The organism is Pseudomonadota bacterium (genome assembly GCA_026388315.1).
Classification (GTDB): domain Bacteria; phylum Desulfobacterota; class Syntrophorhabdia; order Syntrophorhabdales; family Syntrophorhabdaceae; genus MWEV01.
Window position 1 is genome coordinate 32,332 of record JAPLKA010000110.1, and the last position, 16,006, is coordinate 48,337.

Annotated in this window: 15 protein-coding genes and 1 tRNA gene; 4 read left to right on the top strand and 12 right to left on the bottom strand. The window is 44.0% G+C overall.

The genetic code is table 11. The features are described 5' to 3' along the window. Nucleotides 1-47: 47 nt before the first annotated feature. Nucleotides 48-1,037 (bottom strand): NlpC/P60 family protein, encoded by a 990-nt coding sequence (locus tag NTX75_15415; protein MCX5817600.1) that lies wholly within the window; start codon nucleotides 1,035-1,037, stop codon nucleotides 48-50. Between the two features lie 208 nt (nucleotides 1,038-1,245). Here NTX75_15415 and NTX75_15420 point away from each other — a divergent pair, with 208 nt between their 5' ends. Continuing rightward, nucleotides 1,246-3,246, top strand: coding sequence for a heterodisulfide reductase-related iron-sulfur binding cluster (locus NTX75_15420; GenBank protein MCX5817601.1), 2,001 nt, complete (start codon nucleotides 1,246-1,248; stop codon nucleotides 3,244-3,246). Between the two features lie 85 nt (nucleotides 3,247-3,331). Here NTX75_15420 and NTX75_15425 read toward each other — a convergent pair whose 3' ends face one another. Then, a complete protein-coding gene (locus tag NTX75_15425) occupies nucleotides 3,332-3,505 on the bottom strand; it encodes a 4Fe-4S binding protein (protein ID MCX5817602.1) in 174 nt (57 codons plus the stop codon). 73 nt (nucleotides 3,506-3,578) lie between these two features. After that, the gene (locus tag NTX75_15430) at nucleotides 3,579-4,958 is read right to left on the bottom strand and encodes a pyruvate carboxylase subunit B (GenBank protein ID MCX5817603.1); all 1,380 of its coding nucleotides are present in this window, start codon (nucleotides 4,956-4,958) and stop codon (nucleotides 3,579-3,581) included. A gap of 94 nt (nucleotides 4,959-5,052) precedes the next feature. Here NTX75_15430 and NTX75_15435 point away from each other — a divergent pair. Both NTX75_15435 and NTX75_15440 read left to right on the top strand, forming a co-directional pair. Next, a tRNA-Pro gene (locus tag NTX75_15435) sits at nucleotides 5,053-5,131 on the top strand. Nucleotides 5,132-5,471: 340 nt separating this feature from the next. Next, the gene (locus NTX75_15440) at nucleotides 5,472-7,511 is read left to right on the top strand and encodes a DctP family TRAP transporter solute-binding subunit (protein MCX5817604.1); all 2,040 of its coding nucleotides are present in this window, start codon (nucleotides 5,472-5,474) and stop codon (nucleotides 7,509-7,511) included. A 47-nt stretch (nucleotides 7,512-7,558) separates the two neighbouring features. Here NTX75_15440 and NTX75_15445 read toward each other — a convergent pair whose 3' ends face one another. From NTX75_15445 to purE, 6 genes are all read right to left on the bottom strand, one after another. After that, complete coding sequence (locus tag NTX75_15445; protein MCX5817605.1) at nucleotides 7,559-8,062, bottom strand: DUF6125 family protein; 504 nt, start codon at nucleotides 8,060-8,062, stop codon at nucleotides 7,559-7,561. A gap of 126 nt (nucleotides 8,063-8,188) precedes the next feature. Further along, nucleotides 8,189-9,724 carry a YifB family Mg chelatase-like AAA ATPase gene (locus NTX75_15450; GenBank protein ID MCX5817606.1) on the bottom strand — a complete coding sequence of 512 codons (1,536 nt, stop codon included), beginning with the start codon at nucleotides 9,722-9,724 and terminating at the stop codon, nucleotides 8,189-8,191. Between the two features lie 91 nt (nucleotides 9,725-9,815). Continuing rightward, nucleotides 9,816-10,919: a mannose-1-phosphate guanylyltransferase gene (locus tag NTX75_15455; GenBank protein MCX5817607.1), complete on the bottom strand. Its 1,104-nt coding sequence runs from the start codon at nucleotides 10,917-10,919 to the stop codon at nucleotides 9,816-9,818. A 57-nt stretch (nucleotides 10,920-10,976) separates the two neighbouring features. Beyond that, nucleotides 10,977-11,717, bottom strand: coding sequence for an NAD-dependent deacylase (locus NTX75_15460; protein ID MCX5817608.1), 741 nt, complete (start codon nucleotides 11,715-11,717; stop codon nucleotides 10,977-10,979). Nucleotides 11,718-11,770: 53 nt separating this feature from the next. Further along, nucleotides 11,771-12,748, bottom strand: a complete 978-nt coding sequence (locus NTX75_15465) for a P1 family peptidase (protein ID MCX5817609.1) — start codon at nucleotides 12,746-12,748, stop codon at nucleotides 11,771-11,773. Between the two features lie 31 nt (nucleotides 12,749-12,779). Continuing rightward, nucleotides 12,780-13,280 (bottom strand): 5-(carboxyamino)imidazole ribonucleotide mutase, encoded by a 501-nt coding sequence (gene purE, locus NTX75_15470; protein MCX5817610.1) that lies wholly within the window; start codon nucleotides 13,278-13,280, stop codon nucleotides 12,780-12,782. Nucleotides 13,281-13,402: 122 nt separating this feature from the next. Between purE and NTX75_15475 the strand changes: the two genes are divergently transcribed. Continuing rightward, nucleotides 13,403-14,113 carry a Crp/Fnr family transcriptional regulator gene (locus tag NTX75_15475; GenBank protein MCX5817611.1) on the top strand — a complete coding sequence of 237 codons (711 nt, stop codon included), beginning with the start codon at nucleotides 13,403-13,405 and terminating at the stop codon, nucleotides 14,111-14,113. A gap of 51 nt (nucleotides 14,114-14,164) precedes the next feature. Here the strand turns inward: NTX75_15475 and NTX75_15480 are convergent, their stop codons facing one another. The 3 genes from NTX75_15480 to NTX75_15490 form a co-directional block, all read right to left on the bottom strand. Then, nucleotides 14,165-15,196 (bottom strand): AI-2E family transporter, encoded by a 1,032-nt coding sequence (locus NTX75_15480; protein ID MCX5817612.1) that lies wholly within the window; start codon nucleotides 15,194-15,196, stop codon nucleotides 14,165-14,167. A 99-nt stretch (nucleotides 15,197-15,295) separates the two neighbouring features. Continuing rightward, nucleotides 15,296-15,595, bottom strand: a complete 300-nt coding sequence (locus NTX75_15485) for a YtxH domain-containing protein (protein MCX5817613.1) — start codon at nucleotides 15,593-15,595, stop codon at nucleotides 15,296-15,298. 23 nt (nucleotides 15,596-15,618) lie between these two features. Next, the gene (locus NTX75_15490; GenBank protein ID MCX5817614.1) at nucleotides 15,619-16,002 is read right to left on the bottom strand and encodes a DUF948 domain-containing protein; all 384 of its coding nucleotides are present in this window, start codon (nucleotides 16,000-16,002) and stop codon (nucleotides 15,619-15,621) included. Nucleotides 16,003-16,006: the final 4 nt, after the last annotated feature.

Consider the following 16,006-nt stretch of genomic DNA (forward strand, 5'->3'; position numbering starts at 1 on the left):
ATTTTTGAGAAGTTTGATTTAATTATAGCAGAAAAGAACTTTTGGTTTCAGGAATTGTTAGTAGCTTTTTCAGAAGCTTTTGTCGTATCAGCACTTTCCTCAGATGTTTTTTTTACCCTTACAGCCCCTATAAATGTCCTGCCATAAAAATCAGATAAAAGCGAATCGATCTTAACGCCAAGCTTGTTATACCCCGAGGATGAGTGGATAAAATTACCTTCCCCGATATAGATACCGACATGTGTGGGGTATTTTATATATCTTTTTGTTCTGAAGAAAACGAGGTCTCCAACGGCAAGATCGTCTTTTGTGATTTTTTCGCCTACGTTGAACTGCTCCCGCGCACTCCTCGGAAGCGGAACATCAAAAATGTCATAGATCTTTTTTACATAGGCAGAACAGTCGAGACCTCTGACACTCTCCCCACCATACCTGTACGGCGCTCCCATGAAACTCTTTGCCACCTTTACCAGCATGTATTTTTCATCATTACTTTTCCATGGTTTAATTGTTTTGCCGGCAAGGGTTACAAATTCATCGTCTTTATCTTCAATGATCTTCGGAATAAGAATGACTTTTCCGGGTTTAAACTTTTTATCTGTCAGGTTATTTGCTTCCAGGATATCTTCTGTGTCGATGTTGAACTGCGTGGCGATTTTGTCAATGGTGTCGCCCTTTTTTGTCTTGTATTCGATAAACTCGCCATCGTTCTCCGTGATAACGACCTCAACCGGCTGGGTATTTTTCACTTCTTTTCTTGTTTTTGTTGTTGGTTTTGTTTTTGTTGTTGCCTTTGTTGTCCCTGTAGCCCCTGTTGAGTCGCTCTTTATAGTGATTTGCTGGCCGATGCTTAGTTTGTTTGTTTTTAAATTGTTCTGGCTTTTCAGTTTATCGACATGGATCTGATGCTTTTTTGCGATGCTGCATAAGCTATCGCCTGATTTTACCTTATATGTTATTGGCGCAGAGAATGCGAGGCCGTATGTGATTGTGATTAAGAAGGTGGCTACGATTATGGTCAGGATGGATTTTTTCATGTAAGAGTGTATACACCTTTTATCAGAATGGTTAAATATGTGTCAAGAAGTTTTTTTGGTAAATTTTTGGTAAAACAGATGACAAATGTCTCAATGTGTTGCAAGCCGCAGTTTTGCGAACGATATATTTTTATTGATTATGTGATCTTTTTTATTTTATATTCATTTGTGAAAATTATAACAAATCAAAACTGTTAGGAGGCATATAATGGAAATCATCGGGAGAGAAATCTTCTGGAATGTGGGAGAAGGGGCAAGATGGTTATCATATGCATTAATGGTAGTTACCTTTATTGTTCTCATCGTGGGTCTGAAAAAGAGGTACGCCATGTGGAAGATTGCGAAAGGCAAGTGCGCCCCTTTCGATTTTTCAAAGAGGCTGGGGGAAAGAATAGCCTATTTCATTGATAATGGTATTTTTCATAAATCCATTTTACGTGAGTCATTCCCCGGCTCAATGCACCTTTTCATTTTCTGGGGCTTCCTCTTTCTTGCTATAGGCACCGCACTTGTAGCTATTCAGGATGATGTCATCAGGCCGCTCTTTAAAGCGAACATCCTTCAGGGTAGTTTTTATCTGATCTTCTCTGCAGTGCTCGATGCAGCAGGCCTTGTGGCCATCATCGGCATCATGATGGCAATATGGAGAAGGTATGTTACCAGACCTTCAAGGCTTGATAATAAACCCGATGATGCAATTACATTAGTCTGGATACTGGCGGTTCTCGTAACGGGCTTCCTCGTGGAAGGTGCAAGGATTGCATCATCAAGGCCGGATTTCGAGGTATGGAGCTTCGTAGGCTGGATTACATCCTATCTTTTCCTTGGTCTTGGTCAGGACGGGATTAAGGCTGCTCACAAATTTTTCTGGTATTTCCACATGCTCATATCCTTCGGACTCATCGCATATATTGCCTATTCAAGGCTGCTCCATATCATTACATCATCGCTGAACATGATGTTCAGGGGCGTTGAAGATAGCCCGCGCGGGGCTATTGTACCCATTGAAGATTTTGAGAATGCTGAAGAATTTGGTGTGAATTCCATAGAAAATTTTACATGGAGACAAACATTTGACCTCGATGCATGCACACGGTGCGGCAGGTGTCAGGACCTGTGCCCTGCCTATGCAACCGAAAAACCGCTTTCACCGAAGAAATTCATCCAGGACCTGAAGGCCGAATGGGAGAGGGCAGCGGCAGGGGTAAAAAATGAGGATGGCTTAATTGACAAAGTTATTGAAGAAGAAACCCTCTGGTCATGTACTGCATGTCTTGCCTGCCAGGTAAACTGTCCTGTTTCAATACCTACCTTTGACAAAAACATTGAGATGAGAAGATACCTGACATTGACACTCAGCAAGACAACCCCTGAAACAAGACTTCTTTTCAAAAACCTGCAGCAGAAGGGTGACCCTTACGGGATGGGAAAGAGACAGAGGACAGAATGGATAGAAGACCTTGAGATAAAAAATGCCGGTGCAGAAGAGGTGGAATACCTCTACTGGGTAGGGTGTGTTGCATCCCTCGATGACAGGAACAGGAAGGTTGCCAAGGCATTTTCCACAATACTCAATAAGGCTGGCATTTCGTTCGGTACCCTCGGCCAGGATGAGACATGCTGCGGCGATCCTGCACGGAGATGTGGGAACGAAGACCTGTATCTTGGCATCGCACAGGGCAATGTTGAACTTCTCAATGAACTTGGCATCAAGAAGATAATTACCACATGTCCCCATTGCTACCACACATTAAAGAATGAGTATCCCCAGATCGGTGGAAACTTCGAGGTATATCATCAAGGAGAATTTCTCTGGAAACTTATCAATGAGGGTAAAATCGCAGTCAATCCTTCAATCGAAGGGACTATCACATACCATGACCCATGCTATCTCGGTCGTGCCAACAAGGTTTTCGAACAGCCAAGAAATGTTGTCAATAAAGTGAAAAAGGGCAACTATGTTGAACTGGAAAGAAACCATGACAGAAGCTTCTGCTGCGGCGGCGGCGGCGGCAGGATATGGATGGAGGAACACCATAAGAGGATTAACCACGCAAGAATCGATGAGGCCATAAACGTATCTGCAAATACCGTTGTTACTGCCTGTCCTTACTGCCTGATTATGATGGAAGATGCTATCAAGGATAAGGAAAAGATTGAAACGATGAAGGCATTGGATTTGTCGGAGATATTGGTAAAATCTTTGTAAAGCTTAAAAAACAGGCAATCGAGCCCGATAAATAAAAGGGTGAGGCAAAACGCCTCACCCTTTTATTTATTGCGGGAAAGTAAAATTATACTTCCAGGGAAATTGCCTCAACCGGGCATTCTTCTACACATGCACCACATTCCGTGCAGAGCTCAGAGTCGACCTTAGCCGTATCGTCAACGGTTATAGCATCGGCAGGGCATACTTCTGCGCACGCTCCACATCCTGTGCAGGCATCTTCATCAATTCTTGCTGGCATTTTCTATTACCTCCTTTCTTTTTAAAAATTCCTAAACAAATAAACAAAAAATGTCAATAAAAAAATTGAGGGATTATTGAATCCCATATTTCTTTTTTAGAAATTCCAGTCCTGTCATCGGGTAAAGCGCATAGATAAGGATATCTTCCATCCTGGCGCTTATCCCCTTTAACGCCTCTCTTGCCTTTGGCAATTCCGGCTCAAGGATATCTCCCGGTCTTGTTTTGATTGGTGTCTCTCCCCTTTCGTAACCCTTTAAAGCCTTTTTACTGATTTCTTCGCTTACCTCAACGGGCGGCTTTCCGTAAAGGCCATAAAAATAATCTTTAACCTCTTTGGAAATCATCTTGTATCTCCCTGCTATAACATTGAAGACTGCCTGAACACCGACGATCTGGCTTGTAGGTGTTACAAGGGGAGGGAAGCCCAGATCCTGTCTCGTTCTCGGTATCTCTTCGTAGACTTCTTTGAGGCGGTTCAAGGCCTTTGCCTGTTTTAGCTGGCTCACAAGGTTGCTTATCATGCCGCCGGGAATCTGGTGCATGAGAACCCCTATGTCAATAACGGAGAACCTCGTTGTATCGGCAAAGGACATGTAGTCGGGAACAATTGTTTCAAGATATTCATCAATCTCTGCTATTGTTTCAAGATTAAAGTGGGTGTCATAAGGGGTGTTTTTCAGTGTGATAACAAATGGTTCAACTGCAGGATGTGAAGAGCGCAGGGCAAAAGGTGCAAGGCATGTATCTATCCCGTCTGCACCTGCTTCAATCGCCTTCAGGCAGGACATGGAAGCCATGCCGCTTGTATAGTGGGTATGGAGGTGAACGGGTATCTTTAAACTATTTTTTAGGGCTGATATAAGTTCATATGCGTCATAAGGGGAAATGATACCAGCCATGTCCTTAATACAAAGGGAATGCGCACCCATATCCTCGATGCGTTTGGCCTTGTTGATATAGTAGTCGATGTTGAAGATGGGACCCCCAAGCCTTTTTTCCGTGAGCGAATAAGAGAGGGCACCCTGAACATGCCTGCCGCATTTCTGTATTGCCTTAAAGGCAGCGATAAAGTTCCTTTCGTCATTGAGGGCATCGAATACCCTGAATATGTCAATTCCCACCTCAGCAGCTTTCTCAACAAATGCGTCCACTACATCATCCGCATAATTTCTATAGCCCACAAGGTTTTGTCCACGTAAAAGCATCTGAAATTTTGTATTCGGCATCTTTTTCCTAAGGAGTCTTACCCTGTCCCAGGGGTCTTCATTGAGAAACCTTGTCATTACATCAAAGGTGGCCCCACCCCAAACCTCCATGGAATAGAAACCAATGCTGTCCATCTTTTCTGCGATGGGTAGCATATCCTCTGTCTTCATGCGTGTGGCGAAGAGTGACTGGTGACCGTCTCTCAAAGTGAGATCGGTAATTTTAACGGGTTTTTTCTCTACCATAGTTAACCTCCTCGGAAAAAGTGTGAATAACTATCATGTCCATATAGAAAAATCAATGGAATTTTTTGTGTGAGTCTGTTATTCTAAAGAACTTCGGGATGTAGCTCAGCATGGTGTAGAGCGCTTGCTTCGGGAGCAAGAGGCCGCTGGTTCAAATCCAGTCATCCCGACCATTCTATATTCAACCCTGCATAACCTTTTGCAATATGTTAAACTATTGCATAAATCTCTCAATGTTACGAAATGTTGTTCAAAATACTTGACTTGTGTATACTATGTAATTAAAGACAAAGGGATAAACCCAAATATGTCGTTAGGAAGGTGTCGGGGTATCCCGGAGCAAACCGTCGAGAAGCGAGGAAGCTTGGTCTTTTGCGTATGCAAAAGTTCCGAAGCCGAACGCGAGCGATTGAAGCCGCTGGAACGGAATGAGCGTGTTTGAGAGGGATGGTCCGACACCCATATGATTCTAATGATAAATCCGGGATAATGAGATAGAGAGAGGTATGTGAAATGAAAAAAATCTTATTAATCCTCATAGCAGTTTTTTTATTTTTGCCGTATCCACTTCAATGCATTGCAAAGAGCAAAGAAAAAGCCCCCGGTGTTTTTTACAGTCCTGAGGATATGATAGAACTCACTGTCGTAAAGAAGGATTGGCTCATAAAAATTTGTAATAAATACCTTGAGTATCCGAAAAAATGGCGCGAGATAGCAAGGATAAATAATCTGAAAAACCCTCATCTTATCTATCCGAAAGAAAAATTGAATATTCCCATTGAACTGTTAAAGGGAACGCCATTAGATGGAAAAGTTACGTTCATAAAAGGCGATGCCCAGTTGCAGGACGGAGGCAAGGGTGCATGGATACCTCTCAAGCTTGATGACAAGGTAAAGCAGAAGAGCTTTATTAAGACCGGAGAAGAGAGTGCGCTTGAGGTTACTTTCGAAGATGGCAGTTCTTTCTTTTTACGACCCAATACAGAACTCGGCCTGACAACTGTACAGAGGAAGATTACCTCCCATTTGATCCGCGATCTCTCTGTTCAGGCCGGGCGTGTTCTTACCAAAGTCAGAGAAGCGACGGGCGCAGGCTCCCGTCTCAAGATTAAAACACCATCATCTACCGCTGCTGTTCGGGGAACGGAATTCAGGGTGGCCGTGGACCAGGAGAAGAAGACATTCACAGAAGTGTTGGATGGACATGTTGCTGTAGATGCCATGCAGAAGAAAATTGCATTACAACGTGAAGAAGGTACGATGACCAAAAAAGGTGAACCCCCTCTGGACCCTAAAAAACTTCTCCCTCCTCCAGCGCCGGTTGATCCTGAACCCCAGTACAACCCTCCTGTCAGATTTGCCTTCAGTACGGTTGAAGGTGCAACCTCATACAGGGTTATGGTGGCGAAAGACAAAGAAGGGAAGGACTTATATCATGAACGGATAATCAAATCCGGCGAAGCAATGGACATCAACAGTATTCCTGACGGCCCATACTATCTTTTATCTCAGAGTATTGATAATATAGGGCTTGAAGGCCTTCCGTCTCAACCCTATCCTTTCAATGTAATAAATGTAATAAAAGAAGACCCGCCAAAGCCATACCGCGCAAGCGCCTTAAGAAAGATACAATATGGACATTACGAAATGTCCTCACACCCCCAGAACCTTGGTGCGCTTGCATTTGCAAACTATATACGTGAACGTTCACAGGGGGACATCACTGTTGAGGTATTTCCCTGGGGACAGCTCGGTGGTGAACGTTCAATGGCAAACCAGGTTAAAAACGGAACGCTCCACATAACTGCTGTTACCGCCGATGTTCTCGGAGACTTTATTCCAGAGTTGAATATCCTTGAGCTGCCCTTCATATACCCCGATAGAACAACTGCCCATAGGGTGCTCGATGATAAAGAAGTGAAAGAAAGAATTTCAAAACTTTGCTATGCACATGGCTTTGTATTCATCGGCTATGCAGAGGCTGAGCTCAGAGACATTACGAATTCACGAAGACCCATTAAAACACCTGATGATTTGAAGGGAATGAAAATCAGAACAATCCAGGCCCCTATTTTCATTGACACCTTCAAAACCCTCGGCGCAAACCCGACCTACCTACCTTCCCAGGAAATTTACTATGCCCTGAAGCAAGGTGCGATCGATGGACAGGACAACCCCTTATCCGCTGCCGCATTTATGAAATTTTTTGAGGTCAATAAATATGCAACACTATTAAACCATATCCTGACAGTACGTCTTGTTGTGGTAAATAAAAAATACTGGGAGACACTTTCTCCCGAACAACAGAAGATTTTCATAGAAGCGGCAGAGATCCAGGCGAAGGTCAACAGGGAAGAGAGCGCAAAAGATATGGCTGAAGTCTTCATTAAGGCAAAGACTCAGCTCGTCGAAATTACAGGATTAACCGGTGCAGAACGGGATATCTTCAGAAAAGCGGTGAAGCCCCTCCTTGATAAATATAGAGGTATCTGCGGGGCGGACTGGTATGATTTTTTCATGAGTAAGATAGACCCCTATTCCGGGAAGAAATAACGTTGTAATGCAAAACCGTTCTTTGTTTAAATGTAATGGCTGCGGGTTTATAAGCTAAATCTCCACTTACAGAAACAGTCAGCCGGGTGGTCGGGCGGCGCAAAGATGCATTCCACTTTAATCCCTTTGTCGACTGCGCGGGCAAAGGATTCGAATTCCGTCTGGTGCATATCACGACAGAAAAATTCAGGCAAGCTGCTCTTTGCCCGTGCAACCTGTGTCACACATTGAGGCACCGTGATGATAACTTCGTCCTCATTTTCTTTAATCTGATAGCCCACAATCATCGTCCATGGACAATACTGCATAGCCCGGGCAAATCCTTTCAACCCTTTTTCCTTAATGTGAAACCGGTGTATAATATCTTTTGCCGATATGCCGGCAATCTTTCCCCACACTGTCTCATCGAGATGTTCCGCTGCCATGCGGTCATATTTTTCTTCCACAGAAAGGAACCAGAATCCATCGACGACCCTGTAGTGCCAGAGGAGAAATCTCAGATAGCTTTTAAGTTCCGTTGCTTCTAAATGTTCAAGTATGCCTATGTCCATAGCTACCTCTAAAATACAATTACTGGGGCTTGCGTCGCCCCCTCCACAGGCTAAGCCCGCGGAGCCTTCCCCTCATGCTCGCGGTGCTCGCTGTGTAGATTCCAGCGGGCTTGCCCGTGAAATCTACTATACTGTCATCCTCTTATCCAGCGACCTATACTGGATCGCTTCAGCGAGATGCGACTCCTCAATGTGTTCCTTTGCCTCAAGGTCGGCGATAGTGCGGGCAACCTTGAGTATTCTGTGATAGGCGCGGGGCGAGAGACCAAACTTTTCTACGGCCTTTTCGAGGAGGTTTTTTCCGCCTTCATTTAAGACACAGTATTTCTTGATTAACCGTGGAGGCATATGGCTGTTTGAATATATCTTTTTCCCCTGAAACCTTTCTCCCTGAACTTTACGCGCACCAAGCACCCTTTCCCGTATCTTCTCGGATGACTCTTCCTCCCGCTCGATAGAAAGTTCCCTTACCGTAACAGGCGGTACTTCAATGTGTATATCCATCCTGTCGAGGAGTGGACCGGAAACTCTTGACCTGTACTTGCGAATCTGCGTGCCGCTGCAACTGCATGTCCTCCGGGAATTACCCCAATAGCCGCATGGACAGGGATTCATTGCAGCGATAAGCATGAACCGTGCCGGAAATGTGATGGTATGGGTAACCCTCGAAATCGTCACATAACCATCTTCAAGGGGCTGACGCAAAGAATTGAGAACATTCCTTTTAAACTCAGGAAATTCGTCGAGGAACAGAACACCATTGTGGGCAAGGCTCACTTCACCAGGTTTCGGAACGTGACCGCCTCCTATCAGTCCTGCATCGGAGACGGTATGATGGGGTGACCTGAAAGGCCTTTCGAGTACAAGGTATCTGCTTGAATCCAAAAGACCGGCAATGCTGTGTATCTTCGTTGTTTCAATTGCTTCTTCGTAACCAGGTGGAGGGAGGATTGTGGGTATCGCCCTTGCAAGCATAGTCTTGCCTGACCCGGGTGGGCCGATCATAAGGACATTATGCCCCCCGCTCGCTGATATCTCCAGGGCACGTTTCGCCTGTGCCTGTCCTTTAATATCTGAAAAATTGAGCCTGTCGCTTATCACATGTTGATTCAATAAAAAGTCGTCACCGGCAGTGAATTCCTGAAGTTCGCATTCGCCCCTGAAATAATGGACGATATCAAGAAGATGGGTTGCTCCCTGTACTTTAACGCCTTTTACGATTGATGCCTCATTCCCGTTCTCCTGCGGCACAATCAGGTTTTTTATACCCGCCCTTTTTGCCAGCATGGCGATTGGCAAGACACCCTTAATGCTTTTCACCCTTCCGTCAAGAGAAAGTTCGCCTGCGATAAGATAACTTCTTATAGTCTCTTCTTTTATGACACCCAATGACACGAGTATACCGATGGCAATGGGAAGATCAAAGGAGGAACCTTCTTTCCTGACATCTGCAGGGGCAAGATTTATGGTAATCCTGTCGTTCGGAAATTCAAACCCTGCATTTTTTATGGCAGCCCTTACCCTCTCCTTACTCTCCTTCACAGATGTTTCAGGTAAACCCACAATATTAAAAGCAGGCAACCCGAACGATATGTCGACCTCTACGTCTATCTTTATGCCATCAATACCATAAATTGTAGCTGTGGAAATTTTTGAAATCATAGACCCCCAGTTTTCTTAGCGTTTAGCGGATAGCGTTTAACCCTTACCCACGCAATAAATATTCTCTATGCTATGTGCTCTACGCTCTACGCTATTTTTCAGACAGCTGTTTTACTATTTCCCTTACTTCCTGCGCCCTGTCTGCATTACACACAAGAATACCCTTTTTTGAAACGACGATTACAAGATCTGATACACCGATAGTACCTACTGGCAAATCTTCGCTGAATATCACACAATCTTTTGTGTCCACACGTATGACATTGCCTTTTACATAATCCCCGTTCTCGTCAAGCTCCAGAACCCTCAGAAGTGATGACCATGTTCCCACATCGTCCCAGATGAATTGTGCCGGTAACATTAAAACGTTATCCGCCTTTTCCATAAGCCCGTAATCGATGGATTTTCTCTGAAGGCTTCTATAGATACCGGCAATTTTCTCTGAATCCTTTGATGTCATGGTATTTTTAAGATTCATAAGCCCGCTGTATAACTCCGGCATATGTCTTTTTATACCCGCCATTACAGCCTTTGCCTGCCAGATAAAAATACCGCCATTCCAGTAATAATTTCCTTCATCAATATATTTTATTGCAGTTTTTCTGTCCGGTTTTTCAACATATCTGCTTACCCTGTAGCAGACATCATCTCCAATGACATTGAATGCCTCGTATGCATTTATGTAGCCATAACCGGTCTCGGGTCTCACGGGTTTTATACCGATTGCAATGAGGTGATCACCTGTTTTTGCACATTCAACTGCCCTGGAAATCGTTTTAACGAAATTATCCACATCGGGGATATACTGGTCAGCAGGTAGAACCACCATAACAGACTCTTTATCCCGTTCTAAAACAGAGAGCGCAGAATAGCCGATGCAGGGTGCCGTATCTCTTCCTTCGGGTTCAACAATGAAATTTTCATCGGGTAGCATTTTAAGCTGTTCCCGGGCCACATCAAGGTGGTGTTGGCCGAGTACAACTAATACCCTCTCAAGGGGTACTACTCTGCTTGCCCGCTCAACAGTAAGCTGTATGAGGGTCTTATCACCCATAATTTTCAGGAAGGGCTTTGGGACAGACTCTGTGCTTAAAGGCCAGAACCTTTCCCCTTTGCCGCCAGCCATGATTACGACATATACATGTTGTAATAGTTTTGAGTTTTGAGTTTTGAGTTTTGAGTTAGAAACTTTCACTTTCGGGTTTCTCATTTAGTTAATCACTGTTAATTACACATTCACATAATTACTCAATTACTCGATATACTTAATTATCTTCGGCAATACGTCCGATGCCGTTCCTTTGAAAAAGTAGTCAGAAATGGAGGAAGTAAAGGGTGTGTTCTCCGGATTTATTTCAACTATTGTTGCCCCGTTGGATTTCGATGTATAAGGTATCTCCGCCGCAGGGTACACTACTCCTGAAGTCCCGATTATGAACATTACTTTACATTTGTTTGCCGCATCGCTCGCCCTGATCATCTCAAGCATGGGGATTCCTTCGCCAAAAAACACTACATCCGGTTTTAAGGCACTGTTACACTTCTCGCACCTTGGATATGGCTGAATGCTTACTATTTCAGGTGAAAGAGGGGTTCTTTTTGAACAGCTCATGCAGATAAGCCACCTGTGATTGCCGTGGTATTCAATAACATTGCTGTTACCTGCAATATGATGCAGGCCATCGACATTTTGAGTTATAACGGCCTTTAAATACCCTTTCCTCTGTAATTCACTCAAGGCAAGATGGGCCGGGCTCGGTGAAGAATCAAGGATAACCTGTGACATCTCGCGGAGCATTACCCAGACCTTTTCCGGATTATTATTGAACGCCCTGATGTGGGCATATTCCATGGGATCGTACTTTTCCCACAGACCCTGCCCGCCCCTGAAGGCCGGGATGCCGCTGTCTACAGATATGCCAGCGCCTGTAAATGCCACCACATAACCCTTCTCTTTTATAAGGTCCGCTACTTTTTGGTAATCATCTATCATTTTTTCCCTTTGAACCGTTTAAACTGTTTAAACCGTTCAAACCGCTTAAACTGTCAGTTCGTTTTCCATCCCTTATTAATATCTTTGAAGGCAGGGATAATGCCGAAGCCGTCTGCCTTTTTGACAGCCCTCTTCACTGCTTCGCCAATAACAAAATCACTTAAAACCCCTACTCTGTTGATGTCCGCTTCCACTTCGCCTGCCGAGACAGCAAAAATCAGGTCTCCATCAAAGGTGGTATGGACGGGGATGATTGTTTTGATAAGGCCTCCCTGCGCCATCTGAGCAATTTTTGTTATGTCCCTTTTGTTAAATTTTGCATTTGTTGCAACCACGCCGAGTGTAGTGTTTACCGGGCCGAATTGTTTTTTTGTATATCCTTTTTTCAGAGTCTCAACGGTGTGGGCAAATTCAAGACTTTGTTCTGAAACTCGTGCGCCGGCAATGATCTTGCCTGTAATGTTGTCGATTATATCACCAAACGCATTTACCACAACAAGGGCTCCCACAATCAACCCGTCAGGCAAAACAATGCTGCTTGTTCCTGTGCCGCCCTTCATTGACCTGGGGACTTCAAAGAGTTTACCCAGCGCTGCGCCTACGCCTACGCCGACGCTCCCTTCTTCCACGTGTTCGCCGGCATTAATGCAGGCTTCATATCCCATTGCCGGTGTTGGTCTTGCTTTAGGGTCGCCAAAAAAGAGGTCAAATATTACAGCAGTTGGAACGATGGGTATCTTTGCGACACCTACATCAAATCCAACCCCTTTTTCTTCAAGGTATCTCATTACTCCTGAAGCGGCATCAAGACCGAAGGAACTTCCACCGCTTAAGAGGATCGCGTGAACCTGTTCCACGATATGGCTTATATTCAGGGCGTCAACCTGTCGTGTACCGGAGGCGCTCCCCCTGACGTCTAAACCACAAACCCCGCCTTTTTCACAGAGGACAACAGTACAACCGGTGTACCCTGTTAAGTCGGAAGCATGACCTACTTTTATCCCCGGGACGTCTGTAATCGCATTAAACATTTGAAAAACCTAACAGAAGGAAAATGTATTGTCAACCCTGTAAATGTTGATTTATCTTTAAAGAACCCTCATCGTTCTGCTTTTTCAGGTCCTCTTTCATCTTTACGAGCTTTTCTCTGATTCCATCATGTTTAATGGAGAGTATTTCACATGCAAGGATTGCGGCATTCTTTGAGGCATTAATACCGACCGTTGCAACAGGTATACCTTTCGGCATTGACACGATAGAGAGAAGTGCATCGATGCCGTTGAGTGAGCCGCTACCGGTGGGTACCCCGATAACCGGCAATATTGTATGAGATGCAATCACGCCAGGGAGATGCGCTGCCATCCCTGCCACAGCGATAATGACCTCAAACCCTTCTTCCTGCGCATTTTTTGCATACGTTATGGTTTTTTCGGGATTACGGTGAGCTGAAGATATATCCAGTTTAAAGGATATACCCATTTCCTTCAGGAAAGTTGTTGCATCCTTTACTACGGGAAGATCGCTGTCACTCCCCACGAGAATAAGTATTTTTGCCTTTTCCATAAAATCTCCCTGCATGCAACATTCAGCTTTTATTTAATTTACATGAAAGTCTATTTTTTTGCTACAACAATAAATAAAGTATTTTTCATAAAATACATATTTTGATATATAATTCTAAGGAAATGAAAGAGGGCGATGCTAAACCGTGCAAAATCATTGATACATTTATCGAAAAAGCCCCTCTTTTCAATGGATTGCCCGAGAAACAACTCGAAGAATTATCTCACATAGCAACAAATTCTCTTTTTAAACGTGGCGAAACAATCTTCTCTGAAGGGGATGAAGCTAACGGTTTTTACGTTTTACGATCAGGCCGGGTTAAGATTTTTAAGCTTTCCTTTGAGGGGAAAGAGCAGACCCTTCATATCATTGTGCCGGGAGAGCCTTTTGGAGAAGTACCGGTCTTCGCAGGCGAGACTTTCCCTGCCCATGCCGAGGCGTTAGAGGAAAGCAGGACAATCTTCTTTTCAAAAAAGGCCTTTATGGAATTGATTAAAAAAGATCCCTCCATTGCCCTGAATATGCTTGCCATCCTGTCACGGAGGCTGAAACAATTTACCAAGCTCGTTGAAAACCTATCCCTCAAAGAGGTGCCACAAAGGCTTGCATCGTATTTTCTTTTTGTAAGCAGCAGGGAAAATGAGGATTCCGTGGAATTAGACATGGCAAAGGGACAACTGGCAAGCATCCTTGGCACGATCCCTGAGACACTTTCACGTATTCTCAGCAAAATGGTGAATCAAGACCTTATCCGCGTTCAGGGACGCACGATAAAGCTCATTGATAAAAAGGGGCTCGAAGAGGTTGTAACCGGGGAAAAGACCCTGCTGTAAGGCGATGCACGTTTCATGGTGCACGATGGAGAAACGTTTCCGCAATCTGTTTCATTTTGGTTGTACCCGCTCCTCCTCGGTATACCGCCAGATTTCAACAACCGAGACAAAGAGGGCGAGCACAAGTGGACCCATGATGAAACCTATTAAGCCAAAAAGCTTTATTCCTCCGAGAATACTGAAGAAAATGGCGAGGATAGGCATTTTCATTTTACCCTTGATGATAAGCGGCCTCAAGATATTATCCACCATACTGATGACAAATATGCCGATGAGAATCAGGATAACAGCCTTGATATAACTACCATTTAATAAGAGGTAACCCGTTGCCGGCCCCCATATTATAAATGTCCCGAGCATGGGGACAAAAGAAGTAATGAACATTGCAAGCCCCCATAAAACCGGAGAGGGGATGCCGAGGATAGAAAAGACGATGCCTCCGATGGCCCCTTGAACAAGCGCAACGGTAACCCCACCATAAATGGTTGATATAACAATATCCTTTACCTGCTTAATGAGCTTATCACGCTCTCTTTTTCCAAAGGGCATGTAGCCGCTCAATCTGTCGAGAAATTTCGGACCATCTTCAAGGAAGAAAAAGATCGAAAAGAACATAAAAATAAAATTCAATGCGGCAGAGGCAACATTTCCCAGACCGCTCTTGATAATCCCCATAGATTCATTGCCCAGTAGAGAGATGTTACGAGAAACAGTCTTTTGAAGCTCTGCGCTGCTCATATTGAAAAAAGGCGATAGCTTATCGAGGATATTGCTGATAACCGGATGTTCGAATAGTTTCTCAACAGTATCAAAATGCCCGTTTTTTAAATGTTCAATCAAAGAGTTTAACTCCTGGGTGAGCAAGTACGATAAATATGAAAATGGCCCGAATATAACAAGCATTATCAGGAAAAGTGTTGCAAGCGATGTTAGAGGTTGCCACTTGAGGTATTTAAGAAGAAAGGCATAAACCGGATAAAAAACTATTGAAAGCACAATAGCCCATGCAATCGAGGATATAAAAGGCATTAATATCTGATAGCTTAAATACCCCAGAAGCAAAACAAGAAAAAAAAGCGCAATGGTATAAAATCTGTTTGTAACTATATAGATACCCTTTTATCCTGTTATAAAACTATTCTACAGCTAAGTATGTTGTATCTGCCGACAAGGCCTCGGGGTTTATCCCTTTTCTTTTTCGTATGCCTCTTTGCCTGCGTCGATTGCAGCAGATATGACAGTTTTTTCCTTTTCAAGCAGCTCTTTGCCTTTTTCCACTACGGTGGATGCCTTGCTTTTCACATCTTCAATGTAAACCTCTGCCTTTTGTTTAGCTTCATCGGCTAATTTTTTTATCTGTTCCCTCGTTTCCTGCCCCAATTTAGGTGCCGTTAATAATGCTATCCCTGCACCAACCACTCCTCCAAGGAAAAATGCAAGAAGTACTGAACCGGTACTGCAACCTTTTTCTTCCTGTCCCATATTTGCCTCCTTTTTCTTTAATTTTATTTTTTTGAAAAAAGTCCTTTCAACAATACTGCCGAAGCAGCCCTTATGCCGGCCCTCAAACAGGATGCGCGAAGGGTGCAGGTTGTTGTTATTTCGTTTATCGATTTACTCACCTGCTGTGCATTTTGACCGATTTCCTTTACGGAACCCGATAGTGTCTTCACATCATCCGTAACAATACCAACGTTATCAGTGATCCGTCTCACGCTTATTAAGGTCTGCTGGAGTTCTTCAAACGTAGGTTTCAATGTGTCGTCCGAGGTCTTGATAAACTGCCTTAAAGATTTTATCGTTTCTTTCAGCTCCATCAGGACATATATCAATGCACAAACCAAGGCAATGGTTGAAAGGGCAATGATACCGAGAAAAAAGTTACTCATGATG